Here is a 23,899-nt window from a genome sequence, read left to right as displayed (position 1 = left end):
ACATGCGCGGAACAGGGAGCAATCCACATGGGAACGCCGATACGCCACTTCACAGCCACGACGCCGGACGGTGAGGTGTTCACGGTCAACATAGAACGAGACTTCCGATACGACCCGTACCGGGACTTCCTGGTCTGTGCTCACTGCGACTGGTCGCCTTCGCTCCTGACCATGAAGAAGATCATCGACATGGCGGGGGAACATCTGGCGTCGGCGCACGGCGCCGACCGGGGACTGTCCCAGCAGGACAACGAGTCGTTCCGGAAAGCCCGGCTGATCATGCTGCCGATCGTCGCTGTGCTGATGATCGGCCTCTTCGTCTATCTGCGGAGTTGGGGCTGACGGTCGGCCGGATCGGCCGGGGCTCAGCCCCCGCTGAGTTCCATGAGCGCTCCCACCGGGTCGGCGTCCGGGGTGGCGCGGGGCCACCAGTCGTCCTCCCCCGGCTCGGATTCGTAGCCGTACCAACGACCGTCGTGGCCGAAGCGGAGCTGGAGCGTGCCGCTGGGGTGCGTGAGGTGGTTGCGCCAGGGGTGGAAGCGGGGAAAGTCGGCGGCTGCGAGCGCGGGGCGGGCCCGGTCGAAAGGGCCGGCCGGAGGATCCCAGGGTGTTTCGAGGACGGCCAGCCCTTCGGCGCCGCCCTGGCGCCAGGCCGCGACCGCTCGGGCCAGGTCGGTGGGCGTACGGCCGGTGGCGTACGCCAGTTCGCGGTAGAGGGCGCGGGTCGTTGCGGTGAGTCCGGCGGTGGGGCGGGACGCCGCCAGTCGTACCGCGTCCTGCCAGGGGGCGAGACCGGCGAGCGGGTCGAGGCCGGTGGTGAGGAGCGCGTGCGCACGGGCCGCGGCATCCGTGGCGAGGTGGTCGAGGGCGAGCGGGTCCCGGGCGCTGGGCAGGCTGGGGTACGAGGGTGGCTGCCCGGGATGCGGCAGGACCGGGAGCGGGGCGGGAAGCGGCAGGAGGTAGCGGTCGGCGAGGGCTTCGCGGGCCGGTACGGAGGGGGTGGCGGGGGCCGTGGGGCGTTCCCGGGCGGAGTGCGCGGCGTTGCGACGGCCCAGCTCTTCGAGGAGTTCGCGCTCACCCCGGCCGCGCAGCAGCAGAAGGACGAACGGGTCGGCGTCCAGGAGCCGGGCCATCTGGTAGCAGAGGGCGGCCACGTGCTTGCAGGGCCAGCCGTGGTCGGGGCAGGAGCAGTCGGGGTCGAGGTCGCCTGCGGCGGGCAGCAGCCCGATGCCGGCCTCGGCTGCCGTGTCGACCAGCGAGTGCGGCATCTCCTTGGCGAGCAGGGCGGCGAGGTGACCTGGGCGGGCGGCGACCGCGTCCAGGAACGTGTCCCAGGCGGTGTCGGTGAGCGACCGCAGACGCAGCTCGGCGCGGTAGGGGCGGGGGCGGCTGCCGTGGACGTAGGCGACCACCCGTCCGGGGGTGACGGTGATCGCGGCGACCTTCCCGCTGTCGGCGTACGTACGGCCGCGGGAGAGCCGTCCCTCGTCCATCGACAAGGACTCCAGGGCAGCCACCCAGGCGCGGCCCCACCAGCTGTCCGCAAAGGGTTCGTCGCCATCGGATGTGCGGGGCGGCACGGCCTCGAAGGTGCGCCGCAGATCGTCGGGGCCGGGTCGCGAGCGCGCGACGGGGCGGGGCTGGGGGCGGGGGCTCATGACGGCCTCCGGAGCGAGACGAGGTCGGCCAAGTCACGGTCGCTGAGCTCGGTCAACGCGGTCTCGCCGGCGCCGAGGACCGCGTCGGCCAGGACTCGCTTGGCCCGCAGCATCTCGCCGATCCGGTCCTCGACCGTGCCTTCCGCGATCAGCCGGTGCACCTGCACGGGTTGCGTCTGGCCGATGCGGTACGCCCGGTCCGTGGCCTGTTCCTCGACGGCCGGGTTCCACCAGCGGTCGTAGTGGATGACATGGGCGGCCCTGGTGAGATTCAGTCCGGTGCCCGCTGCCTTGAGGGAGAGCAGGAAGACCGGGACCTCGCCGGACTGAAAGCGGTCGACCATCCGTTCCCGGTCGGCCACCGGGGTACCGCCGTGCAGGAGTTGGGAGGGGATGGCGCGCGAGGCGAGGTGGGCGGAGAGGAGCCGGGCCATCGTCACGTACTGGGTGAAGATGAGGACGGAGCCGTCCTCGGCGAGGATCGTGTCGAGGAGTTCGTCGAGCAGGGCGAGCTTTCCGGAACGGCCGACGAGGCGGGTCGGTTCTTCCTTCAGGTACTGCGCGGGGTGGTTGCAGATCTGCTTGAGCGAGGCCAGCAGCTTCATGATCAGACCACGTCGGGCGATGCCCTCCGAGGCTTCGATGAACGCCATCGTCTCGCGGACCGCCGCTTCGTAGAGTGTGGCCTGCTCGCGGGTGAGGAAAACGGGGTGGTCGGTCTCCGTCTTGGGCGGCAGCTCGGGGGCGATGCCCGGGTCGGACTTCTTGCGGCGCAGGAGGAAGGGCCGGACGAGCCGGGAGAGCCGTTCGACCGCTTCGTCGTTGGCGAGCCCGGCGGCCGTCCCGGTGTTCTCGACAATACGGGCGTGGCGGGCCCGGAACGCCTTGAGAGGGCCGAGCAGTCCGGGCGTGGTCCAGTCGAGCAGGGCCCACAGCTCGGAGAGGTTGTTCTCCACGGGGGTTCCGGTGAGGGCGACTCTTGCCGGGGCGGGGATGGTGCGCAGCGCCTTCGCCGTCGAGGAGTGCGGGTTCTTCACGTGCTGGGCCTCGTCGGCGACGATCAGTCCCCAGCTGTGGTCGGCGAGTTGCGCCGCGCTCGAACGCATCGTGCCGTATGTGGTGAGGACGAAGCCGCCGTCGGGTTCGGCGAGAGTGCGGTCGGTGCCGTGGAAGCGGCGCACGGGGACACCGGGAGCGAAGCGATTGATCTCCCGGTGCCAGTTGCCCAGGAGGGAGGCGGGGCAGATCACCAGGGTGGGCGCGGAGTGGGCGCGGTGCAGGTGAAGGGCGATGAGGGTGATCGTCTTGCCCAGGCCCATGTCGTCGGCGAGGCAGCCGCCGAGGCCGAGTGAGGTCATCCGGTCCAGCCAGGCGAGGCCACGCAGTTGGTAGTCGCGGAGTGTGGCGTCGAGACCGGGCGGCGGGGCGATGGTGGTGTCGTCGGCGGTGATGCGGCTGCGGAGTGCAGCCAGCGCCCCGACGGGCACTGCTTCGACCTGTTCACCGTCGACCTCGGCGCTTCCGGTCAGGGCGACGGCGAGGGCGTCGACCGGATCGAGCAGGCCGAGCTCCCGCTTGCGCGCCTTGCGTACGAGCGCGGGGTCGACGACGACCCACTGGTCCCGCAGGCGTACCACCGGGCGGTGGGCCTCCGCGAGGACGTCCATCTCCGCCTCGGTCAGATACTCGTCACCCAGAGACAACTGCCAGTTGAAGGAGAAGAGCTGCTCGGCGTCGAAGAACGAGGTGCCGTCGGTGGCCGAACCGGGGGCGGGCCGTACGACAGCGGAGGCGGTGAGCGAACGGGCGAGCTCTCTGGGCCAGTGGACGCTCACCCCGGCCGCCGCCAGCCGGGCTCCGGCGTCGCTCAGCAGCTCGTACAGCTCGTCCTCCGCCAGTGCGAGCACATCGGGCACCGGCTGGTCCAGCAACCGCTCCAGCGGTGCCCAGACACGGGCGGCGCGGCGCAGTGCGAGCACGGCGTCAATCCTGGCCCGCGGGCCGAACGGCTCTCCCGCCCCGCCGTTCCACAGTGCGGCGGCGTCGATGACATAGGTCGGGTCGGCCAGGCTGTGCACCTGCGTGATGGCCCCGGCGGCGTGCCGCGCGGCGCCGGGACGGGCATCCGCAGCCGTGCCGGAGCCGTCGCGGTCGCCGTCGTGGAAGTCATCGGAACCGTCGGCGGCGTCGGGGCTGTCGTACGTATCGGCCGTGTCGAAGAGTTCGTACGCCGACAGATCGAGGCGCAGCGACACCCGTACGCCCGCATCGAGACCGGCCGCGACTTCGACGGCCCAGTCACGGGCTCCTGGCAGATGCTGGGCCTCACGGGCCGCGAAGGGCTCCCCCATCGCGTAGGCCGCGGCGGGTGTACGGGGCAGGGTGTCGGCCACCGCGTCGAGGAATGCCCCGAGCAGCCACTCCGGGGCGGGGACCTGGAGCGGTGTGCGGTCCGGGAGCGGGACGGCGTACCCCTCGACGGGCATGGCGGCGGCGATCGCCCGGAGATGAGCGATGTCCTCGGCGTCGCGCGGACCGGCGCGCCAGGCGTCGTGGTCGTCGCCCGTCAGACCGGGGAGCAGTCTGCCGCGCGCCACCAGGTTGAGTGCCTGGAGTGCGGCGGCGCCCCAGCAGCGCGTGGCGGGGTGGGCGGACTGCTGGTGCCGGGCACGGGCCAGCAGCGGCAGGGCATCGGTCACGGGCAGCAGGACAGCCGGCACCGTACGCCGACGGGCGCCCTTCTGCTGTCCGTGCCGCCGGACGACGGTGATCTCCGCGGCGGTCGGACCGGGTGTCGCGGTCTCAGGATCTGCGGAGCGTTCGGAGAAGTCGCCCGGCTCCGGGAGAAGGCCGCCGTCGGGATCCCAGAAAGCAACCCTTCCGTCCCTCGGCAGCGATGCGGGCAGGAAGACAGCGGCACAGCTCAGGAGGCGGACAGCAGACGCGTCCAGATGGTGTTGTGCCGTGGTCATCGGTCCCCTCCCGGCCCGCCCCGGTCCTCTTGATCGTCTTGATCCTCATGACTCCTGTGAGTCTAGGCGGGGGGTCTGACAACCGGTCGCGGACCTGTATTCCAGCAGGTCAGATGCGGTAGGACCCTTGATGAGGGCTTGGATACGGGCATGAATTCGGATACGGGCACGGACGCGGGCCGAACCGACCGGTCCACAACGGCGGAACGGAGGGAACGGAGCGGTTCGACTCAGTGGCTGGCGAGCGGCTTCGAACGAGAGGGGCGCGCGGGCGCGGTGTCCGCGGGAGCCGGAGCGGGCGCGGCAGCCGGAGTGGGAGCAGGCGCCGAGGACGAAGGCTGCTGCGGCCGTGGCCGTGGTTTCGGCTGCGGCTGTGGTTTCGGCTGTGTCTGTGCCGGACGCTGCGCCGCGGCGAGGCGCTGCGGCTGCGCAGGGCGCTGTGCCTGTGCGGGCTGCGGCCGCTGCTGCGTCACCTCTTGCTGTGCGGGCTGCTGCGCCCTCTCCAGGAAGCGGAGCAGCTCCACCGGGAACGGGAGCACCAGCGTGGAGTTCTTCTCGGCCGCGACCGCCACCACCGTCTGGAGCAGGCGCAGCTGGAGCGCGGCCGGCTGGGCGGACATCTCCCCCGCCGCCTCGGCGAGTTTCTTCGATGCCTGGAGCTCGGCGTCCGCGTTGATGACGCGGGCTCGCCGCTCACGGTCGGCCTCGGCCTGGCGGGCCATGGAGCGTTTCATCGTCTCCGGGAGCGAAACGTCCTTGATCTCCACCCGGTCGATCTGCACGCCCCACCCGACCGCAGGGCTGTCGATCATCAGCTCAAGGCCCTGATTCAGTTTCTCGCGGTTGGACAGCAGATCGTCCAGATCGCTCTTGCCGATGATCGACCGCAGTGAGGTCTGTGCCATCTGCGACACCGCGAACCGGTAGTCCTCCACCTGGATCACCGCACTCGCCGCATCGACCACCTTGAAGTAGATGACCGCGTCCACCCGCACCGTCACGTTGTCCCGGGTGATTCCGTCCTGCGCGGGCACAGGCATCGTCACGATCTGCATATTCACCTTGCGCAGCCGCTCGATGCCGGGGATCACCGTGGTGAAACCGGGCCCTCGCACGTCGTCACGGAGCCTGCCGAGCCTCAGCACGACGCCCCGCTCGTACTGCTTGACGACCTTGGCCGCCGCCGCCATGTACAGCCCACCCGCCGAGGCCGCGGCCACTATTGCGATTACGAGCTCCTGGACCATGACGGCCCCCTGAATGCCGGAAACATCTGAGACGCACAAATCAATCGCTATTAACACGGTATGCCCAGAATCGGATGATACGAACATCAGTCGGGGGCTTCGGTACGGCTGTCGCCCGGCCGGCCGCGCACAGGATGCCGGGTCGCCGGGGAACAGGCAGGGTGACCAGCGTCAGCACGTTCTCCGTGGCGCACGAAGCGCCGTGGCGTGTGCGGTGCCCCGGCACACGCGGTGCTGACGGACGAGCCGGACGAGACAGACGAGGACCCGCCCATGCCCGTGATCGATCACCGACGCCGCCGTCTCGGCGTCGCAGCCGGGACCGCGCTCCTGACCCTCACCGTCGCAGGCTGTTCCGGCCTGGGCCGGACCGCGGTCGGGCCGATCACCTACACGACCGAGCGGGATGCCGTGATCCAGGTGAACAGCCCTTCGGTGAAAGGCTGCCACCCGCTTGCTCCTGCTGGGGCCAAGGAAGTGAGTAATGGCACCCTGATCGACATCATTCTGTACCGCACACCCGACTGCACCGGTCCGGGTACGACGTACCTCGCGACCATGCTCAGCGACGTCAACGGGGCCGGCGCCCTGCCGTGGCGCAGTTTCAGCACGGTCCACTGACCGGCCGCACACGGAGCGGAAAGCCGCTGAAGGGTGCCCACCCCCGGTTCGGGTGTCGGAAGAAATGGCAAGGGCGGCAGCGGGGGTGCTCCGGACCGGTGTGCACTCGGACAGCTGAGTCTCCGCGGGAAAGCTTCGCGCGGTGTTTCCTACGAAGAGGTGGGCCGGTCCGCGGTTGGAACTCATCGCCTCCCGGACCGCGGGTCTCCTTCGCTCCGGAGGAGCTACTTCGGCACGGCGCGCACCCATATTCCGTCATCCGTGAGATACCGGTCGACGGTCAGGCCCGCCGCCGCCAGATGTCCCTCGAACTGTTCCTTCGACAGTTCCCGTGACCGGAACGTCTGGGTCCATCGCGCGTCGTCGAAGACGTACTCGACATGCATCGAGTCCACCCCGTCCCCCACGGGCTCCGCCGAGACGATCCGTACGGTGTATCCGCCCGGGTATCCGTCCGGATAGGTCCTCTCCCGCGGCAGGTTCCTGTGGTAGTCGGCGCCCTCTCGCTGGATGAGCACGACTCCGTCGTCCTTGACGTGCTTGCGGCAGGTCCGCAGCAGCCCGTCACGCACCCGGTCATCGCTCGTGTGCACCAGGAGCGAGGCGAGCATCACCACGTCGAACCTCTCCTCGCCGAGGTCCAGCGACTCGATGGGGCTCCGCACGGTACGGGCGCCGCGGATGTGCTCCAGCATCCGCGGCGACTCGTCCACCGCGGTGACCTCGAAGCCGCGTTCGATCAGCGGGTGGGTCACCCGGCCCACTCCGCAGCCCAGCTCCAGAATGCTCGCCCCGGCGGGCACGGCGGCGGCGATCACCTCCGGTTCGTCGCCGACGGGCAGACGGCAGTACAGCTCGACCGCGCAGCCGTCCGGCGTGATCTCGCCGGGGCCCGTCCCTGAATGACCCTCACGCACCAGTTGTTTGCTCATGTACCGGCGAACGAACAGCCTTTGACGGCGGTTCCGGCCGCGGACACCGCCCCGTTACACCGAGCGACGGGCGACCAGGGCCGCGCTGATGTGCTGGAGGTCGGCCGGGCAGGCCGGGGAGAGTCCGGTCAGGCGAGCGATGCGACGGATGCGGTAGTCGACGGTGTTGGGGTGGATGTGCAGGGCGGCAGCGGTGGTCCGCCGGTCCAGGCCGAGTTCGAGATACGTCTCCAGGGTGTGCAGCAGCTCCGGCTTCGCCTCCAGCGGCTTCAGCAGCTGCGCGAGGCCGTGCAGGGCCTCGCTGGGCCGGCTGAGCTGGTACTCGAGCAGGACGTCGGCCAGCCGGTACAGGCCGGGCGGCCGGCCCGTACGGGCGATCAGATCGACGATCTCGGCGTTACGGGCCACGGCGGCCGGAACCGCCTCCGGTTCGGCGGTCTCCGCGGCGGCGGTGATGGGGACCCCCGCCGCGCGGGTCGCCTCGTCGATCAGTGCGCACAGGCCGGCCGGACCGTGCCATGGTGGCTGCTCGGCAGCGGGTAGCAGCACCGTACCGCCGGAGGTGTCGAGGGCAGTGAGCGCGGGCGTACCGGCGAAGTGGTCGAGGACGGTGCGGACGCGGCGGATCTTGCGGCGGGCCGCGACACCGGCGCCCGGTGAGTGGTTCAGCTCGTCGGGGTGCGGGGCCAGCGCGAGCGTCATCGTGAGGTAGCGGGCGGACGGCCGCAGTCCCGCGCGGTGGGTGAAGCGGTCCAGGGGTTCACCGGTCAGCAGGGCGGCCATCAGGGCGTGCCGACCGCCGTGTTCCTGGCTGTCGAGGATCCGCCGGGCCTCCAGATAGGCGCTGCTGACGGCAGAGGTCAGCTGCTGCTGAAGGACCATGATGCGGTCCATGACCTCCAGGACAGTGGCGAGATCCCCGGGGAGCGCCCCCTTCGCGGCCTCTTGCCAGCACATCGCCGTACCGACCTGGTACGCGGTGAGGATCGCGTCCAGCGGCACTCCCTCCTCGGCACGCTGGGCGGCGGAGTCGCGCTGCTGGGCGAGTTCGGCCTCGGTGGCGGGGCGGCGGTGCTCGACGACGTCGGCGAAGAGCCGCAGATTGTGCTGGACGATGTCTGCGATGTCGCCGGAGATCTCCTCGTGGGGCAGGTCGGCGTAGACGGGCAGATCAGCGAGGAGACGGGCGACGACGCGGGCGGTCAGGGCCGGGACACGGGCGCGCAGATACGGGGCCACCGGACGCCCGGCGATGGACAGAGGTGTGGCCACCGGTCGTGCGGAGCCGCCCCGTTCCTCCGCCCCGACAAGCCGCTGTTTGTCACGCGTCACAAGTTCTCCCGCAGAAGTCTGCGTTACCCACCAGTTAAACGACGGCACTCGAGTCTGCATGATGACCGGCGTCACACGCCATGCCCAGCTCGCCCCCACCGTCGGAGGTTTTTGTGAACTTGACGCAGAGCAAAGGTTTCTGTCGTTCCGTCAGAACACTCATGGGTGCACTCGCCCTGGCCGGTCTGGCCGTGGGCACCGGCGCGGTGCCGGCATCCGCCGCAGCCGACGACGCCACGTCCTACGTCGCGCTCGGCGACTCCATGGCCTCCGGGCCGCTCATCCCGGACATCACGGGGCCGGTGGCCTGCGGCCGCTCGACGCACAACTACCCGCACGAGCTCGCCGAGCGCCTCGGTGCCTCGCTGCGCGACGTCACCTGCAGCGGTGCCGCGTCCAAGCACATGACCCAGAAGCAGTCGCTCTCGCTGCTCGACATTCCGATGGGCTCGGCCCCGCCCCAGTTCGACGCGTTGGGCCCGGACACCGACCTGGTGACCCTGACCATCGGCGGCAACGACACCGGCCTGGTCGGCATCGCAGAGAACTGCACCACCCTCGACCCGAACGCCACACCGTGCAAGGAGAGGTACAACGAAGGCGGTGTGGACCAGGTGGGGCAACGCATCGCCGAGTTCGCACCGAAGCTGGGTGCCGTACTGGACACAATCCACCAGCGTTCGCCGCACGCCCGGGTGATCGTCACGGGGTACGGCCTCTACATCGAGCCCGGTGGCTGCTGGCCGCTCCAGCCGGTCCTCCCGGTGGACGCCGACTTCCTCCAGGGCAGCGTCGACCGGATGAACGCGGTGATCGCCGGTCAGAGCGCGGCGCATGGCGCCGAGTACATCGATCTCGCCACGCCGAGCAAGGGCCACGACTCCTGCCAGGCCCCGTCGGACAAGTGGATCGAGGGATACGTGCCGACCGCGGCCGCCGCCCCGCTGCACCCCAACCGGAACGGTGAGGCGAACTACGCCGCCATCATCGACGCGCACATCCAGGGGAACTGACCCCGTTGCAACACCGCCTGCTGCGCGGGCTGCCGGCGGCGGCGCTCGGCGTCGCCGCCCTGCTCGTCCCGACCGCCCCCGTGGCACGGGCCACCGCACCGCACGGACCGGGCTGCGACCCGCTCGCACCCGCCGAGTGCCTGCTGCCGTTCCCGAACGACTGGTACACCCGGCCCGACCCGGCCACCGACACCGGTCGCCGGGTGTCCTCCGGCGCCGCCACGCCCCCGCGTGCCACGGCCGGTCTCCCATCGACCCGACCGTCTGGAACCGGTCCGACGGCTTCTCCCTCCTGACACCCCCTCCCTCACCGGGATACAGACAAGGAGCACCATGCGTACGCACCGCATCGCCCAAACAGCCGTCGCGGCCGTCCTGCTCGCCGGTACGGTCCTCGTACCGCCCGCCCTCGCCGCCACACCGGCCGGCGCACCCGCGGCGAGCGCCGAGGCCGGCACGCGGGCCGCCGCCGTACCGTTCACCGCGGCCACCGCCAAGCGCGCCGCCGACGGCGGCTACACGCTCTCCTGGTCCTCCGCCGCCGCATCGGTGACCGTCACCGCCGTCACCTCCCCCGACGCCCCCACCGGCACCCCGGTGGGCACCGCCCCCGGCACCGGTTCGCTGGCCGTCCCCGCCGGAACCCTCGCCGAGGCGGGACGCTGGTACTTCCGGCTGGTACCGGACAGCGGTTCCCCGCTCGTCGTCGCCGACCGTTCGCTCGGGATCGAGTCCGCCCGCAACTTCCGGGACATCGGCGGCTACCGCACCACCGACGGCCGCTGGGTGCGCCCGGGTCTGGTCTACCGTTCCAACAAGATCAACAGCCTCACCGACGCCGAGCAGCAGCGCCTGCTCTCCCAGCGCCTCACCCTCGATGTGGACCTGCGCAACGCGGTGGAGCGGCACGACGACCCGGACCGGCTGCCCACCGGTGTGAAGTACCAGGTCGCCGATGTGGTGTCGCTCAGCCACGGCATCCGCTTCCACGACTCGGCCCTGATGACCCTGGCCGAGGCCATCGCGGCCGGGCTGTTCTCCGGCTCGTCCGACCTCGGCCAGTCCATCGGCTACCCGTTCATGGTCAACTTCGTCGGCGCCGACTACGCCTTCCGCGACCTGCTCACGGCCGTCGCCACGAACGACTCCGGTGCGACGGTCTACCACTGCAGCTCGGGCAAGGACCGCACCGGCTGGAGCACCGCCGTCCTGCTCACCCTGCTCGGCGTCCCGCGCGAGACCGTCGAGGCGGACTTCCTCGCCAGCAACGACTACCTCGGCAACCCGAAGGCCGTCGAACTGAGCTGGCTGCGCGCGGCGTTCGACGAGATGGAGCATCTGTACGGCGATTTCGACACCTACGTACGCGAGGGCCTGAAGCTCGACGACGCGACGGTGGCCGCCCTGCGCAACAAGCTGCTGACGGACTGACCGACCGTCAACTCCCGGTGCACTGAAGGGTGGTGTTCCCGCCGGTGAACGGCGGGGGCACCACCCTCAGTACGCCGGGTAGCGGTCGGCCGGCCACACGACCGCGTGCTCGAACTCCACGCACAGATCGTCCGCGAGCTCCGTGATCACCGCTCGACCTTCGGTGGCCACCAGCCAGGACGGCGGAAGGTGTACGTCCCCGTGGCGCGCGCCGAGGAGGTTGCCGCAGACCGCACCCGTGGAGTCGCTGTCGCCCGAGTGGTTGACCGAGAGCAGCAGCGACTGGGCCACCTGGTCGGCGCCCGGCAGCACCAGGGCGCAGTACACGGCGATGGCGAGGGCCTCCTCGGCGACCCAGCCCGCGCCCAGCGTCTCCATCTTCTCGGCGGTCGGTTCACCTTCGGCTGCCAGGTCGACGGCGGCGCGCAGGGCCGCGGTCGTCTCCTCGTGCCCCGGGTGGCTGCGCAGCAGCTCCATGGCCCGCAGCACCGCACCCGCCATCGAGTCGCCCTCCAGGAGATGGGCGACGATCGCGGCGAACGCCCCGGCCGCGTACGCACCGGTCGGGTGGCCGTGGGTGATCTGCGCGCACCAGTAGGCGAGCCGGAAGCCCGTCCGGGCGTCCTCCCCCACCAGTCCGAAGGGAGCGGACCGCATCACCGTGCCGCATCCCTTGGACCCGGTGTTGACGGGTCCGGGCTCACCGAGCCGTCCCGTCGGTTCGGGCACATGGCCGGTCGCGAGCCCCGTCAGGCAGGCGTTGCCGGGGGCCCTGCGCGCGTACAGCCAGGGCTGCTGCCGGAGCCAGCCGGTCCGTACCGGGTTGTCGGCTCCGCAGGCCGGCGGAGCTGGGTGGTTCTGGGTGTCCAGCCAGCGCAGATAGGCGTTCCGCAGGATCCCGGTCTCGGCACCGTCGCTCCCCTTCGCCATCGCCCGGGAATGGGCCCTGATCAGCCCTTCGGCCGTGAACAGGGTCATCTGCGTATCGTCCGTGACACGTCCGACGACCCCCTCCTCGTCCGCGAGGAGTCCCTGCACACCGTGTTCACCGTGCGCGCGGCGAATACCGGCGAGCGAAAGGAACTCCACCGGGTTCCCCAGGGCGTCCCCGACCGCCCCGCCCAGCAGACAGCCCCGGACCCTCGCCCTGCGGCCGATACGGTCCCCCCACGATGTGCCGTTCACGCACGATCCCCTCAATCCGACGTCGAGCATGTCCCAGAACGCCGTCGCGGGTCCATCCTGGTAGGAGAGGCGATCGCCATGCGTACCGGTAACGAACCGACGACTGCCCGCAGTCCTCTGCGGCTGCGGCTCTGCCTGAGTCTATGGGGGCTGGCCTGGGCCGTCTTCGGCCTGGGTGCCTTCACGCTGACCGACCACCCGGGCTGGGCCGCCGCCTGCGGTCTGCTGCTCCTGCTGGTCCTGGTCGACATCGCGGTGATCATCCACCACATCCATCAGGGCCCGCACTACCAGCCGGGCCGCAATATCCCGCCGTACGAACCCGACCACGGCGGGCGCGGCCGATACGGGCACTGACGCAGGCGCGCCAGGGCCGGTCCTTCGTGCCGGAGCCGGTCCTTCGTGCGGAGCGGTCAGTCCTGCGCAGGGAAGCGGGCCGCCTTCAAATACTCCGGGTTCGGGTCGAGTGCGGCGGCCAGCCGGAAGTGGCGGGCGGCCCGGTCGGAGCGGCCGGAGCGCTCGAAGGTGCGGGCCAGCGCGAAGTGCGCGAAGGCGTTGTCCGGTTCGCGCTCCAGGACGAGTTCGAATTCGAGCTCGGCAGGGCGCAGTTGGGCGGCGGCGAAGAAGGCGCGGGCCCGCAGCAGCCGGGCGGCGGTGCTCTCCGGATGGGACGCGATCACCGAGTCCAGGAGCTTGACCGCGCCCTGGGGGTCGTGCGCCGCCAACAGGTGTTCGGCCGCGCGGAAGTCGATGACGTTGGTTTCCGGAGTCCTCTCGGGCACGATCGCATCCTTCCCTTCGCTACCGGGTTCTCAACGTCCGGCCGGGGCCCGGTATTCCGATATGGAAATCAGCCGGCCGCGGCCCGCTGGGTCAGCTCCGACCAGACCTTGCGGACCTGCGGCTCCAGCTCCTCCAGCGGTCCGTCGTTGTCGACGATCAGATCGGCCACGGCGCGCCGCTGCTCCCGGGTGGCCTGCGCGGCCATCCGGGCGCGGGCCTCGGACTCGGTCATGCCACGCAGCCGTACGAGCCGGTCGAGCTGGGTCTCCGGGTCCGCGTCCACGACGACGACCAGGTCGTAGAGCGGGGCGAGGCCGTTCTCGGTGAGGAGGGGGACGTCGTGGACGACGACCGAGTCGGGGCCCGCGGCCCGCTCCAGCTCGGCGGATCGGGCGCCGACCAGCGGGTGGACGATCGCGTTGAGGGTGGCGAGCCGGTCGGCGTCGGAGAAGACGATCGAGCCGAGCTTCGGCCGGTCCAGGGTGCCGTCGGTGGTGAGGATGCCGGTACCGAACGCGTCGACGACGGCCGCGAGCCCGGGCGTCCCCGGCTCGACGACTTCCCGGGCGATCCGGTCCGCGTCGATCAGCACGGCTCCGTATCCGACGAGCAGCCGTGACACTTCACTCTTGCCGGCGCCGATCCCACCGGTCAGGCCCACTTTCAGCATGCCGGGAAGCCTAGTACGAGCGGTGACCGGGTGGTCAGGCGTCCCCTTCGCGCTCGGCGAGGAACCGCTCGAATTCGAGACCGATCTCGTCGGCCGACGGCAGGTCGACCGGCTCGGCGACCAGACTGCCCCGGGCCTCGGCGCCCGCGAGCGCGTCGTACTGGTGCTCGAGACCCTCGACGAGCGAGACGAGCTCCTCGTCGCCCTGGTTGATCTGCCGGTCGATCTCGGTCTGGGTGCGGTGGGCCTCCGTGCGCAGCGCGTGGGCGACGGTCGGCAGGACCAGGCCGGTCGCGGCTGTGATCGACTCCAGGGCGGTGAGTGCCGCGTCCGGGTAGGCGGAGCGGGCGACGTAGTGCGGCACGTGGGCGGCTACGCCGAGAACATCGTGCCCGGCCTCCATCAGCCGGTACTCCACCAAGGCCTCGGCGGAGCCGGGCACCTGCGCCTCGTCGAAGGGGCTGCGGTGGCCGGGCATGAGGTCCGTGCGGTTGCCGTGCGGGGTGATGCCGACGGGGCGGGTGTGCGGGACGCCCATCGGGATGCCGTGGAAGTTCACCGCGAGGCGGACGCCGAGGCGCTCGACGATCTGCTCGACGGCGGCGGCGAAGCGCTCCCACTCCACATCGGGCTCGGGCCCGGACAGCAGGAGGAAGGGGGCTCCGGTGGCGTCCTGGACGACCCGGACGTCCAGCGTCGGGGTCTCGTAGGCCGCCCAGCGGTCGCGCCGGAAGGTCAGCAGCGGGCGCCGTGCGCGGTAGTCGACGAGCCGGTCGTGGTCGAAACTGGCGACGACCTGGTGCGGCAGCGTTTCGAGCAGGCCGTCGACGATCTGCTCGCCGGCCTCACCCGCGTCGATGTATCCGTCGAAGTGGTAGAGCATGACCAAGCCGGCCGACTCCTGGGCGAGCGCCATGTCGACGACGGCCAGTCCCTTCGGCTCCCATTCGTACAAACTCTGCGGATCAGGCACGGTTACCGCTCCTCCTCGTGTTCGTGGAGAAGAACATCCAGTGGGGCACGGGCATTCCCGGACCGTGCCCGTTCACCCGGCGGTTCATGCGAGGTCTCGGTGATGCCGCCGTGGATCCGGTGGTCGCTCTCCCACCAGCGGCTGCGGTATTCGAGACCGATCCTGCCGGAAGATATGGGCGTTGGTGTTCACGTTGGTGAACACCCCGATGGGGACGCCGAGTTCACGGCAGCAGTCGAGAGTAACCGCCCACTGCGGAATCCGGCCAGGTCCGGCGTTCATGTACTGGCCGTCGCTGAACCGGGCGGTCTGCCGGTTGCCGTGGATGCCGGTGATGGAGTCCCTACCGCGCACGGTGACGCTGCGGCCACCGGCACGATTCCGGGCCTCCAGGACCGCACAGTCACCGTCACGCCGTAACCCGCAGCGGATACGAGTGAGGCCCGCTCCCCGAAGGGAGCGGGCCTCACTTTCAGCTACCGCAGCCGATCAGCGGCTGGAGGGGCAGAGCGTCAGCTCTGGCCGCCCGCCAGCTTCTCGCGCAGGGCAGCCAGGGCCTCGTCCGACGCCAGGGCGCCGGAGTTGTCCGCGGACTCCGAGGAGTACGAGCCGCCACCGGCGCCGCCGGAGGCAGCCGGGGCGCCACCGGCCGGGGCGGCAGCGCCCTCGGCAGCAGCGGCCTCGTCGGCCTCGCGGGACTTGATGACCTGGGCCTGGTGCTGCTCGAAGCGCTGCTGCGCCTCGGCGTACTGCGTCTCCCACGCCTCGCGCTGGGTCTCGTAGCCCTCGAGCCAGTCGTTGGTCTCGGGGTCGAAGCCCTCGGGGTAGATGTAGTTGCCCTGGTCGTCGTAGGACGCGGCCATGCCGTACAGGGTCGGGTCGAACTCGACCGAAGCCGGGTCGGCACCGAAGGACTCGTTGGCCTGCTTCAGCGAGAGGCTGATGCGACGACGCTCGAGGTCGATGTCGATGACCTTGACGAAGATCTCGTCGTTGACCTGGACGACCTGCTCCGGGATCTCCACGTGGCGCTCGGCCAGCTCGGAGATGTGGACCAGACCCTCGATGCCCTCGTCGACGCGCACGAACGCACCGAACGGAACGAGCTTGGTGACCTTACCGGGAACGACCTGCCCGATCTGGTGCGTACGGGCGAACTGCTGCCACGGGTCTTCCTGCGTCGCCTTGAGCGACAGCGAGACGCGCTCGCGGTCCATGTCGACGTCGAGAACCTCGACGGTGACTTCCTGGCCGACCTCGACAACCTCGGAGGGGTGGTCGATGTGCTTCCAGGAGAGCTCGGAGACGTGGACGAGACCATCGACGCCGCCGAGGTCCACGAACGCACCGAAGTTGACGATCGAGGAAACGACGCCGGAGCGGACCTGGCCCTTCTGCAGGGTCGTGAGGAACGTCTGGCGGACCTCGCTCTGGGTCTGCTCCAGCCAGGCACGGCGGGACAGGACCACGTTGTTGCGGTTCTTGTCCAGCTCGATGATCTTGGCCTCGAGCTCCTTGCCCACGTAGGGCTGGAGGTCGCGGACGCGGCGCATCTCGACGAGGGAGGCCGGCAGGAAGCCACGGAGGCCGATGTCGAGGATGAGACCACCCTTGACGACCTCGATGACGGTACCGGTGACGATGCCGTCCTCTTCCTTGATCTTCTCGATCGTGCCCCAGGCGCGCTCGTACTGAGCACGCTTCTTGGACAGGATGAGGCGGCCTTCCTTGTCCTCCTTCTGGAGAACCAGGGCCTCGATCTCGTCGCCGACCTTGACGACCTCATTGGGGTCGACGTCGTGCTTGATCGAAAGCTCGCGGGAGGGGATAACGCCTTCGGTCTTGTAACCGATGTCGAGCAGGACCTCGTCCCGGTCGACCTTCACGATGACGCCGTCGACGATGTCGCCGTCGTTGAAGTACTTGATCGTCTCGTCGATCGCGGCGAGGAAGGCTTCCTCGTTACCGATGTCGTTGACCGCTACCTGCGGGGTGGTGGCGGTGGTCTCGGTGCTGCTCGTCATGTGGGAAAGGGCTCCGGTACGGACAGTGAGTCGTAGGTACTGCTACGCCGGGAGCCCGTATCGCCTCTGCAGAAGCCGGACAGCCCGGGAAGCACCGAACCCGCCGAACGGGAGGAGCCTCGTGAACCGAGGGGACATACGTACAGACGCGAGCGCGGCCTGCTAGGTCTGAGGCGCGCAGGCTCGCAGCGCAACTTGTAGCATACGGGGGCAGCCGGGCACGGTCAATGCGCGAAGGTGCACACCCAGGGCACAACGGCCCATATCCGGCACAATTCGTGTTCCCCGAGGCCACATCGGCCCGGGAGACAATCCTTGCGTACGGAGCCGTACCGACAGGCACCGCTGGGTGCATACCGCGTGCGGCGGGGCAAAGGCAAACTACAACGACGGGCACGATGAGCCAAGAGATCTACGCGGCCGAACCCGAAGCGACTCGCCGCAGCGCGTCGGAGGCCGAGAGCAGCCGGGCCAGTCGCGGCTGGTGGGACCGGAACGCCGACGAGTACCAGAGCGACCACGGCGCCTTCCTCGGCGACGACCGTTTCGTCTGGGGTCCGGAGGGACTCGACGAGGCGGAGGCCGGTCTGCTCGGCCCCGCCGAGTCGTTGAAGGGCCTGGACATCCTGGAGATCGGTGCGGGCGCCGCACAGTGCTCGCGCTGGCTCGCCGCCCAGGGCGCCCGCCCGGTGGCCCTGGACCTCTCGCACCGCCAGCTGCAGCACGCGCTGCGGATAGGCGACGAGGTCCCCCTCGTGGAGGCGGACGCCGGGGTACTGCCGTTCCGAGACGGCTCCTTCGACCTGGCCTGCTCCGCCTATGGCGCCGTGCCGTTCGTCGCCGATCCCGTACACGTGTTCCGCGAGGTGCACCGGGTGCTGCGCCCCGGGGGCCGCTGGGTCTTCTCGGTGACGCATCCGGTCCGCTGGGCGTTCCCGGACGAGCCGGGGCCCGAGGGGCTCTCGGTCGCGGCCTCGTACTTCGACCGCACTCCCTACGTCGAGCAGGACGAACAGGGCAACGCCGTGTACGTCGAGCACCACCGGACGCTGGGCGACCGGGTGCGGGACGTGGTGACCGGCGGATTCCGGCTGGTCGATCTCGTGGAACCGGAGTGGCCCGCCTGGAACCACCAGGAGTGGGGCGGCTGGTCCCCGCTGCGCGGGAATCTGATCCCGGGGACGGCGATCTTCGTCTGCGTACGGGACTGACGGCCGCAGACGGCGGCCTTCGTCTGCGTACGAGCCCGGTACCGGGACCGGCTTGGGCTTGGGCTTGGGCTCGGGACCGGGCTCGGGCTCGGGCTCGGGCTCGGGGTATGGAAGCCGCGGCGCGTCGTACGAGACTGGGGGGCGTGATCCGTACCGATGCCCTGGACCAGTTGCCCGTACGCACCGCTGTGCCCGCCCTGGAGCGGGCGCTCGACGACCGCGGGATGGCGGTGCTGTGCGCGCCGCCCGGCACCGGCAAGACGACCCTCGTGCCGCTGGTCCTGGCCGGTCTGACCGGCGGCGGCCCGGTGCGCAGGGTGGTGGTCGCCGAACCGCGGCGGATCGCGGCGCGGGCGGCGGCGCGGCGGATGGCGTGGCTCATCGGGGAGCAGGCAGGCGGGCGGGTGGGGTTCACGGTCCGCGGGGAGCGGGTGGTGGGGCGCGACACGGTGGTGGAGGTGGTGACCACCGGGGTGCTGCTCCAGCGGCTGCAGCGCGACCAGGAGCTGGCCGGGGTCGATGCGGTGATCATCGACGAGTGCCATGAGCGGCACCTGGACGCGGACACGGTCGCCGCGTTCCTTCTCGATGTGCGGGAGGCGATCCGGCCCGATCTGCGGCTGGTCGCCGCGTCCGCGACGACGGACGCGGAGGGCTGGGCACGGCTGCTGGGCGATGCCCCGGTGGTGGAGGCGCAGGGTGTTTCGCATCCGGTGGAGGTGGTCTGGGCGCCGCCCGCCGGGCCGGTGCGGCCGGCGCACGGGAATGGGGCATCCCCTGCTCGAGCGCAGCCGAGAGCTTGGGGAAGGGTCGATCCGGCGCTGCTGACGCATGTCGCCTCGACAGTGCGCCGGGCGCTCGCCGAGCGGGAGGGCGATGTGTTGTGCTTCCTGCCCGGTGTCGGCGAGATCGGGCGGGTGGCGGGACAGCTGGCGGGGGTGGCCGCCGAGGTGTTCCAGGTGCACGGGCGGGCTCCGGCGGCGGTGCAGGAAGCGGTGTTGGCCGGGTCGTCCGAGGGCCGGCGGGTGGTGCTGGCGACCTCGGTGGCGGAGTCGTCCCTGACGGTGCCCGGGGTGCGGGTCGTGGTCGACTCGGGGCTGGCCAGGGAGCCGCGTACCGATCATGCGCGGGGGCTGAGCGCGCTGACGACGGTACGGGCGTCGCGGGCGGCGGGGAGGCAGCGGGCGGGCCGTGCCGGGCGTGAGGCGCCGGGGGTGGTGTACCGGTGCTGGGAGCAGGCGGAGGACGGGCGGCTCGCGCGGTTCCCGTCCCCGGAGATCAGGGTCGCGGATCTCGCGGCGTTCGCGTTGCAGGCGGCGTGCTGGGGCGATCCGGACGCGTCGGGGCTGGCGCTGCTCGATCCGCCGCCCGCGGGTGCGATGGGCGCGGCGCGCGAGGTGCTGATGGCGGTCGGCGCGGTGGACGCGGACGGGCGGGTGACCGACCGGGGCGTACGGATGTCCCGGCTGGGCCTGCATCCACGCCTGGCGCGGGCCCTGCTGGACGGCGCCGCAGAGGTGGGTGGGCGGCGGGCGGCCGAGGTGGTGGCGCTGCTGAGCGAGGAGCCGCCGCGGGAGTACGGGGACGATCTGGCGGCCGCGCTGCGTACCGCCCGGCGGGGTGGGGACGGCTATGCGGCGCGTTGGCGGCAGGAGGTCCGGCGGCTGTCCTCCTTCGTCAGGGATGCGGGAGGGGAGTCCGGTCCGGATGGTGGAGCCGTCGGGCTGGTGGCCGCGCTGGCGTTCCCGGAGCGGGTGGCGCGGGCCCGGGGCGAGGGGGCGTTCCTGATGGTGTCGGGGACGGGCGCCGAGCTGCGGGACGGGTCGGGGCTGCGCAGCGCGCCGTGGCTGGCGGTCGCCGTCGCCGACCGGCCCGCGCACGCCGCGTCCGCCCGGGTGCGGCTCGCCGCCGTCATCGACGAGGACACGGCGCGGACGGCCGCCGGGCATCTGCGGTTCGCGGGCGAGGAGGTCCGCTGGGTCGGCGGCGATGTGGTGGCCCGCAGGGTGGAGCGGCTGGGTGCCGTCGAGCTGTCGGTGCGCCCGCTGAAGGAGTCGGCGCCCGAGCTGGTGCGCGAGGCGCTGGTCGAGGGGCTGCGGCGCGAAGGGCTCGGGCTGCTGCGCCGAACGCGTGAGACGGAGCAGCTGCGGGAGCGGCTCGCTTTTCTGCACCGGACGTTGGGGGCGCCCTGGCCTGATGTGTCGGACGGTGCGCTGCTGGACCGTACCGAGGAGTGGCTGGAGCCCGAGCTGTCGCGGGCCCGGCGGCGCTCGGATCTGGCGCGGATCGACGCGGGGCAGGCGTTGCGGCGGCTGCTGCCGTGGGCGACGGGTGAGGCGGCTCGGCTGGACGAGCTGGCACCGGAGCGGATCGAGGTGCCCAGCGGCTCCCGTATCAGGGTGGAGTACGGCGGGGCGCAGCCCGTGCTCGCGGTGAAGCTCCAGGAGCTGTTCGGTCTGCAGGAGACTCCGAGGGTGGCCGGGGTTCCGGTGCTGGTCCATCTCCTTTCCCCCGCCGGCCGTCCAGCGGCGGTCACCGCGGATCTGGCCTCGTTCTGGCGGGACGGCTACCGGGCCGTGCGGGCGGAGCTGCGCGGCCGTTATCCGAGGCATCCGTGGCCGGAGGACCCCACGACGGTGGAGGCGACCCGGTTCACGAAGGCCCGGCTCAGGCAGGAGTAGGTTTCGGGCCCGGGGCGGGTGCCGGGGCCCCGTCGGGCATTGGGCCGTCCGGGCGCCGGGAGCGCGCTTCCAGCCACAGGGCGAGCGCGAACAGCCCGGTGCCGAGGGCGAAAAAGCCCCAGGGCAGGTACGAGGTGAGCAGCAGGATCAGTACGCGCTGGGACTTGACCAGGGCGACGGTCGATTCGATGTAGTCCTCGCGCATCTTCACATGCCCGGCGAACGCGGTGACGGTGTCCTGGGACATGCCCATGGCCTTGGCGTTGCGCAGCTCCTCCTTGTGGATCTCCTCACCGTTGACGGGCGCTCCGGTGACCGGGTCGACCCAGAACATCCGCTTGGTGGTGTACCAGCGGGTCATGCCCGTCTTGGCGACCTGTTGTGCGGTGACGCCCTTGATGGGCATCTTCTTCGGCATCCGGACCTTGGTCCACGGGATGGTCTGCTCGAAGTAGTAGACGTCCATGCCGCGGAAGGTGCGGGTGCCCCGGTAGTGGATGGGCGAGCTCGTACGGGTCTGGGCGTCGAAGTACTCGTAGTCGCGCTTCTCGGTGAGGAAAGGCCACTTGAACTCGATGCCCTCGCGCCTGACCGGGTCGCCGTCGACCATTTCGCCGGTGGCGTGGACGGGTGCCTGGCTGTGGGCGTCGAAGATGTAGCGCTCGGGAATCTCGGAGACCATTTTGCCGTTCGGGTCGGCGACGTAGCTGAGGGAGTCCCAGACGACGACATCGCGGCCGGCGCTGCGCTCGATCTTCTCCGACTCCTCCACATTGCCCTTGAGGGTCTGCACGATGGTGACCTTGGGGACCTGCTTGACCTTCATGTTGTCGTTGTAGTCGAGGAGGGTGGCGGGCTTGGCCTCCAGCACCATCTCCTGGTACTGGCTGGGCGGGATCTTCGCCAGCCTCGGGAAGGCGTACCAGCGCAGCAGTGGCGACATGACGGCGAAGAAGACGGCGAAGGCCAGGAGTACGAGGCTGGCTCGGCGGCGCATGGTGGTGTCCTCCCTCAGCTTCTGTTGCTTCTTTCCGGTGGCTGGTGCCCCTCCGGGCAGGCTTTGCCCCGTCACGGCACTAGTTCTTGGGGCCCGGGACGGTGGTCAGCAGGGGTTTGGGAGAGGTCTCTCCGGGTGGGGCGCCGATCGTGGTGACGGTGAAGACGAGCGCGAGGGCTGCGGCCAGCCCGATGGCGGCGGCGACGAGGGCACGCATGCCGGTCCTCCCGGAGAGCACGGATCTGACGGATCGTCAGAGTTGAGGCCCCTCTGACGGGTCGTCAGGGTTGGGGCACCGTAGCAACGCGGGCGCGAGATGAGAACACGTGGAACAGCCCCTGTGCCGGGTGGTGGCACAGGGGCTGTCGTGGCGTGCGGCCGGGCGGGTCAGGCGGCGGGAGTCTCCGGGGCCACCGGGGCCTCCGGGGCCTCGACCTTGAGCTCGATGACGACCGTGGCGCCGCCCTCGGTGGTGAGACGCAGCTTGTACGTGCCCGCGGTGTCGTCGGCGTAGATCTTCGGGAGCTTCAGGATGCCGTCGGCGTCGGTCTTGAGATCCGTGAGGGTACGGACCGTCTTGCCGGCCGCGTCCTTGAAGTACGGGCCCTTGTCGTTCTCGGCCGGCTCGGCGGCTTCGGTGATCATGGTTGCGGTGACGGCGACACCGGCGGCGACCGCGTCCTTGTAGGTGGCCTTGACCTCGACGGTGTCGGCGAACTCGGCACCGGGCGCCGCGGTCAGTTCCTTGGTGTCGGTCCTGGCGATCGCATCGGCCTGACGGGCAAAGACGGTCGCGGTGTAGGTGACGGCGGGCAGCGAACGGCCGGTGGCGACAGCCCGCACCGTGAACTTCCCCGTCGTCTCGCCCGCCTGCAGCACCGGGGCGGTGACCGTGCCGTCGGCTCCGGTGTCGAGGGTGACTGCCTTCTTCCCGCCGGCGAAGGCGGCGTCGGTGTCACCGGCGATGGTGAAGGTCACGGGCACCTTGGCGAGCGGGCCGCCGAGGCTGTTCTTGGCCCGCACCTTGATCCGCTCGGCGAACGCGTCGCCCGCGGTGGCGGTCAGCGTGCCGGTGCCGGCGTTCTCCACACCTGCGAGGGTCTCGGGCGGCGTGGGGGTGGGCTTCGGACCGTCCGTACCGCCGCCATCCCCCTTGGGCGGCTTCGGCTTCGAGCTCGGAGGCGGGGTCGGGGACGGTGAAGCGCCGGGAGTGCCGGGGTTCGGGCTCGGGTCCGTACCGCCGCCGAGGCCCGGCGGGACCACGCCGGTGCCATCGGGAATCTCGTGGGTGCCGCGCTTGTAGTAGTCGAACCAGGAGCGGACCGTACGGAGATAGGCGTCCGAGTGGTTGTAGCTCAGGACCGCCCGGTCGAGATCCGAGGCGATGGACAGATCGCGGGAGCCGGCGCAGAGATAGCGTCCGGCGGCGAGCGCCGCGTCGTAGATGTTGTTGGGGTCCTTGCGGCCGTCGCCGTTGCCGTCCTGGCCCCAGGTCGCCCAGGTGGACGGGATGAACTGCATCGGGCCGACGGCACGATCGTGCGTCGAGTCCCCGTCGTACGCCCCGTTGTCGGTGTCCTTGATCATGGCGAAGCCCCGGCCGTCGAGGACCGGGCCGAGGATCGGGGAGAACGTGGTGCCGTTCGCGTCGACCCGGCCGCCGCGGGCATGGCCGGATTCGACCTTGCCGATCGCGGCGAGCAGCTGCCACGGCAGCCGGCAGGCGGCGTCGCTGTCGGCGACGGTCCGCTCGGCCTTCTTGTACGCGGCCAGAATCGAAGCCGGTATGCCGGACTCCGCGCTGCCGGTGATGGGCAGATTCGTGGCGGCTCCAGGCTTGTTGGGCGTATTCAGCGGCGGAAGCTCCGTGTAGTACGGCGAATTGCCGGTTGCCGCGGTGTCGTCGGACGAAGGTGTCGTTCCGGCGGACTGCTGATCGCCGCTCCCGGTGGCCAGCGTTGCGCCAGGGGCCCCTGAGGCGGAGAGCGCCGCCACGGCAACGGCGGCCACAGCGGTGGTGGTCGCCCCCTCGCGAAGTCGGCGACCGAATTGCGCTGCCATACCTCTGGCCCCTCCCCTTCGACGGCTGTCCGCGCTCCCCAGCGCCAGGACTCAGGCGACCCTACGGCAACTTGTGGCGCCGGAACACCGCGCACTGACCGGTTCTCA

At 70.8% G+C, this 23,899-nt stretch carries 21 protein-coding genes and 1 pseudogene; 8 read left to right on the top strand and 14 right to left on the bottom strand.

The features are described from left to right. Positions 1 to 27: 27 nt before the first annotated feature. Positions 28 to 342 carry a hypothetical protein gene (locus ACZ3IC_RS08530; RefSeq protein WP_467413878.1) on the top strand — a complete coding sequence of 105 codons (315 nt, stop codon included), beginning with the start codon at positions 28 to 30 and terminating at the stop codon, positions 340 to 342. Between the two features lie 23 nt (positions 343 to 365). Here ACZ3IC_RS08530 and ACZ3IC_RS08525 read toward each other — a convergent pair whose 3' ends face one another. From ACZ3IC_RS08525 to ACZ3IC_RS08515, 3 genes are all read right to left on the bottom strand, one after another. Next, entirely contained in the window at positions 366 to 1,658 is a 1,293-nt protein-coding gene (locus tag ACZ3IC_RS08525) for an SWIM zinc finger family protein (protein ID WP_467413877.1), read from the bottom strand. Beyond that, on the bottom strand, positions 1,655 to 4,630 hold the full coding sequence (locus ACZ3IC_RS08520) for a DEAD/DEAH box helicase (RefSeq protein ID WP_467413876.1): 2,976 nt from the start codon (positions 4,628 to 4,630) through the stop codon (positions 1,655 to 1,657). The genes ACZ3IC_RS08525 and ACZ3IC_RS08520 overlap by 4 nt, the downstream gene beginning before the upstream one ends. 230 nt (positions 4,631 to 4,860) lie before the next feature. Then, a complete protein-coding gene (locus ACZ3IC_RS08515) occupies positions 4,861 to 5,877 on the bottom strand; it encodes a slipin family protein (RefSeq protein WP_467413873.1) in 1,017 nt (338 codons plus the stop codon). 273 nt (positions 5,878 to 6,150) lie between these two features. Here ACZ3IC_RS08515 and ACZ3IC_RS08510 point away from each other — a divergent pair, with 273 nt between their 5' ends. Further along, positions 6,151 to 6,498 carry a hypothetical protein gene (locus ACZ3IC_RS08510; protein WP_467413872.1) on the top strand — a complete coding sequence of 116 codons (348 nt, stop codon included), beginning with the start codon at positions 6,151 to 6,153 and terminating at the stop codon, positions 6,496 to 6,498. Between the two features lie 224 nt (positions 6,499 to 6,722). On the opposite strand, the gene ACZ3IC_RS08505 is transcribed toward ACZ3IC_RS08510, so the two are convergent. Then, positions 6,723 to 7,430: a class I SAM-dependent methyltransferase gene (locus ACZ3IC_RS08505; protein ID WP_467413869.1), complete on the bottom strand. Its 708-nt coding sequence runs from the start codon at positions 7,428 to 7,430 to the stop codon at positions 6,723 to 6,725. Positions 7,431 to 7,484: 54 nt separating this feature from the next. Next, a complete protein-coding gene (locus ACZ3IC_RS08500) occupies positions 7,485 to 8,690 on the bottom strand; it encodes a PucR family transcriptional regulator (protein WP_467414052.1) in 1,206 nt (401 codons plus the stop codon). A gap of 233 nt (positions 8,691 to 8,923) precedes the next feature. Here ACZ3IC_RS08500 and ACZ3IC_RS08495 point away from each other — a divergent pair, with 233 nt between their 5' ends. Genes ACZ3IC_RS08495 through ACZ3IC_RS08485 form a run of 3 tightly spaced genes read left to right on the top strand, consistent with a single transcriptional unit; the run spans position 8,924 to position 11,206 of the window. Beyond that, on the top strand, positions 8,924 to 9,775 hold the full coding sequence (locus tag ACZ3IC_RS08495) for an SGNH/GDSL hydrolase family protein (RefSeq protein WP_467413867.1): 852 nt from the start codon (positions 8,924 to 8,926) through the stop codon (positions 9,773 to 9,775). A gap of 5 nt (positions 9,776 to 9,780) precedes the next feature. Beyond that, entirely contained in the window at positions 9,781 to 10,071 is a 291-nt protein-coding gene (locus ACZ3IC_RS08490; RefSeq protein WP_467413865.1) for a hypothetical protein, read from the top strand. A 37-nt stretch (positions 10,072 to 10,108) separates the two neighbouring features. Next, the gene (locus ACZ3IC_RS08485) at positions 10,109 to 11,206 is read left to right on the top strand and encodes a tyrosine-protein phosphatase (RefSeq protein ID WP_467413862.1); all 1,098 of its coding nucleotides are present in this window, start codon (positions 10,109 to 10,111) and stop codon (positions 11,204 to 11,206) included. Positions 11,207 to 11,272: 66 nt separating this feature from the next. Here ACZ3IC_RS08485 and ACZ3IC_RS08480 read toward each other — a convergent pair whose 3' ends face one another. After that, positions 11,273 to 12,391, bottom strand: coding sequence for an ADP-ribosylglycohydrolase family protein (locus ACZ3IC_RS08480; RefSeq protein ID WP_467413859.1), 1,119 nt, complete (start codon positions 12,389 to 12,391; stop codon positions 11,273 to 11,275). A gap of 78 nt (positions 12,392 to 12,469) precedes the next feature. Between ACZ3IC_RS08480 and ACZ3IC_RS08475 the strand changes: the two genes are divergently transcribed. After that, the gene (locus tag ACZ3IC_RS08475) at positions 12,470 to 12,748 is read left to right on the top strand and encodes a DUF6343 family protein (RefSeq protein WP_467413858.1); all 279 of its coding nucleotides are present in this window, start codon (positions 12,470 to 12,472) and stop codon (positions 12,746 to 12,748) included. 56 nt (positions 12,749 to 12,804) lie between these two features. Here ACZ3IC_RS08475 and ACZ3IC_RS08470 read toward each other — a convergent pair whose 3' ends face one another. The 5 genes and pseudogenes from ACZ3IC_RS08470 to rpsA all read right to left on the bottom strand — a co-directional run bounded on the left by ACZ3IC_RS08470 (position 12,805) and on the right by rpsA (position 16,841). Continuing rightward, entirely contained in the window at positions 12,805 to 13,173 is a 369-nt protein-coding gene (locus tag ACZ3IC_RS08470) for a tetratricopeptide repeat protein (RefSeq protein ID WP_467413856.1), read from the bottom strand. Between the two features lie 68 nt (positions 13,174 to 13,241). Beyond that, the gene (coaE, locus tag ACZ3IC_RS08465) at positions 13,242 to 13,844 is read right to left on the bottom strand and encodes a dephospho-CoA kinase (RefSeq protein WP_467413854.1); all 603 of its coding nucleotides are present in this window, start codon (positions 13,842 to 13,844) and stop codon (positions 13,242 to 13,244) included. Positions 13,845 to 13,878: 34 nt separating this feature from the next. Beyond that, positions 13,879 to 14,817 carry a PAC2 family protein gene (locus ACZ3IC_RS08460; RefSeq protein ID WP_467413851.1) on the bottom strand — a complete coding sequence of 313 codons (939 nt, stop codon included), beginning with the start codon at positions 14,815 to 14,817 and terminating at the stop codon, positions 13,879 to 13,881. A gap of 162 nt (positions 14,818 to 14,979) precedes the next feature. Next, positions 14,980 to 15,222: pseudogene (locus tag ACZ3IC_RS08455) on the bottom strand (FAD-dependent oxidoreductase); the annotation flags it as partial. Positions 15,223 to 15,329: 107 nt separating this feature from the next. Next, the gene (rpsA, locus tag ACZ3IC_RS08450; RefSeq protein ID WP_467413849.1) at positions 15,330 to 16,841 is read right to left on the bottom strand and encodes a 30S ribosomal protein S1; all 1,512 of its coding nucleotides are present in this window, start codon (positions 16,839 to 16,841) and stop codon (positions 15,330 to 15,332) included. 398 nt (positions 16,842 to 17,239) lie between these two features. Between rpsA and ACZ3IC_RS08445 the strand changes: the two genes are divergently transcribed. Both ACZ3IC_RS08445 and hrpB read left to right on the top strand, forming a co-directional pair. Continuing rightward, on the top strand, positions 17,240 to 18,052 hold the full coding sequence (locus ACZ3IC_RS08445; protein ID WP_467413847.1) for a class I SAM-dependent methyltransferase: 813 nt from the start codon (positions 17,240 to 17,242) through the stop codon (positions 18,050 to 18,052). A 143-nt stretch (positions 18,053 to 18,195) separates the two neighbouring features. Further along, positions 18,196 to 20,733, top strand: coding sequence for an ATP-dependent helicase HrpB (gene hrpB, locus ACZ3IC_RS08440; RefSeq protein WP_467413844.1), 2,538 nt, complete (start codon positions 18,196 to 18,198; stop codon positions 20,731 to 20,733). Here hrpB and pgfA read toward each other — a convergent pair. The 3 genes from pgfA to ACZ3IC_RS08425 form a co-directional block, all read right to left on the bottom strand. After that, the gene (gene pgfA, locus ACZ3IC_RS08435) at positions 20,720 to 21,730 is read right to left on the bottom strand and encodes a cell envelope lipid trafficking protein PgfA (protein ID WP_467413842.1); all 1,011 of its coding nucleotides are present in this window, start codon (positions 21,728 to 21,730) and stop codon (positions 20,720 to 20,722) included. The two genes, hrpB and pgfA, sit on opposite strands and share 14 nt — an antisense overlap. Positions 21,731 to 21,809: 79 nt before the next feature. Next, a complete protein-coding gene (locus tag ACZ3IC_RS08430) occupies positions 21,810 to 21,947 on the bottom strand; it encodes an SPW_0924 family protein (protein ID WP_467413841.1) in 138 nt (45 codons plus the stop codon). 170 nt (positions 21,948 to 22,117) lie between these two features. Then, entirely contained in the window at positions 22,118 to 23,791 is a 1,674-nt protein-coding gene (locus ACZ3IC_RS08425; RefSeq protein WP_467413840.1) for a lytic transglycosylase domain-containing protein, read from the bottom strand. Between the last annotated feature and the right edge of the window lie 108 nt (positions 23,792 to 23,899).

Source organism: Streptomyces sp. NPDC002958, from assembly GCF_055563255.1.
This window is presented reverse-complemented; position numbering and strand designations above follow the sequence as displayed.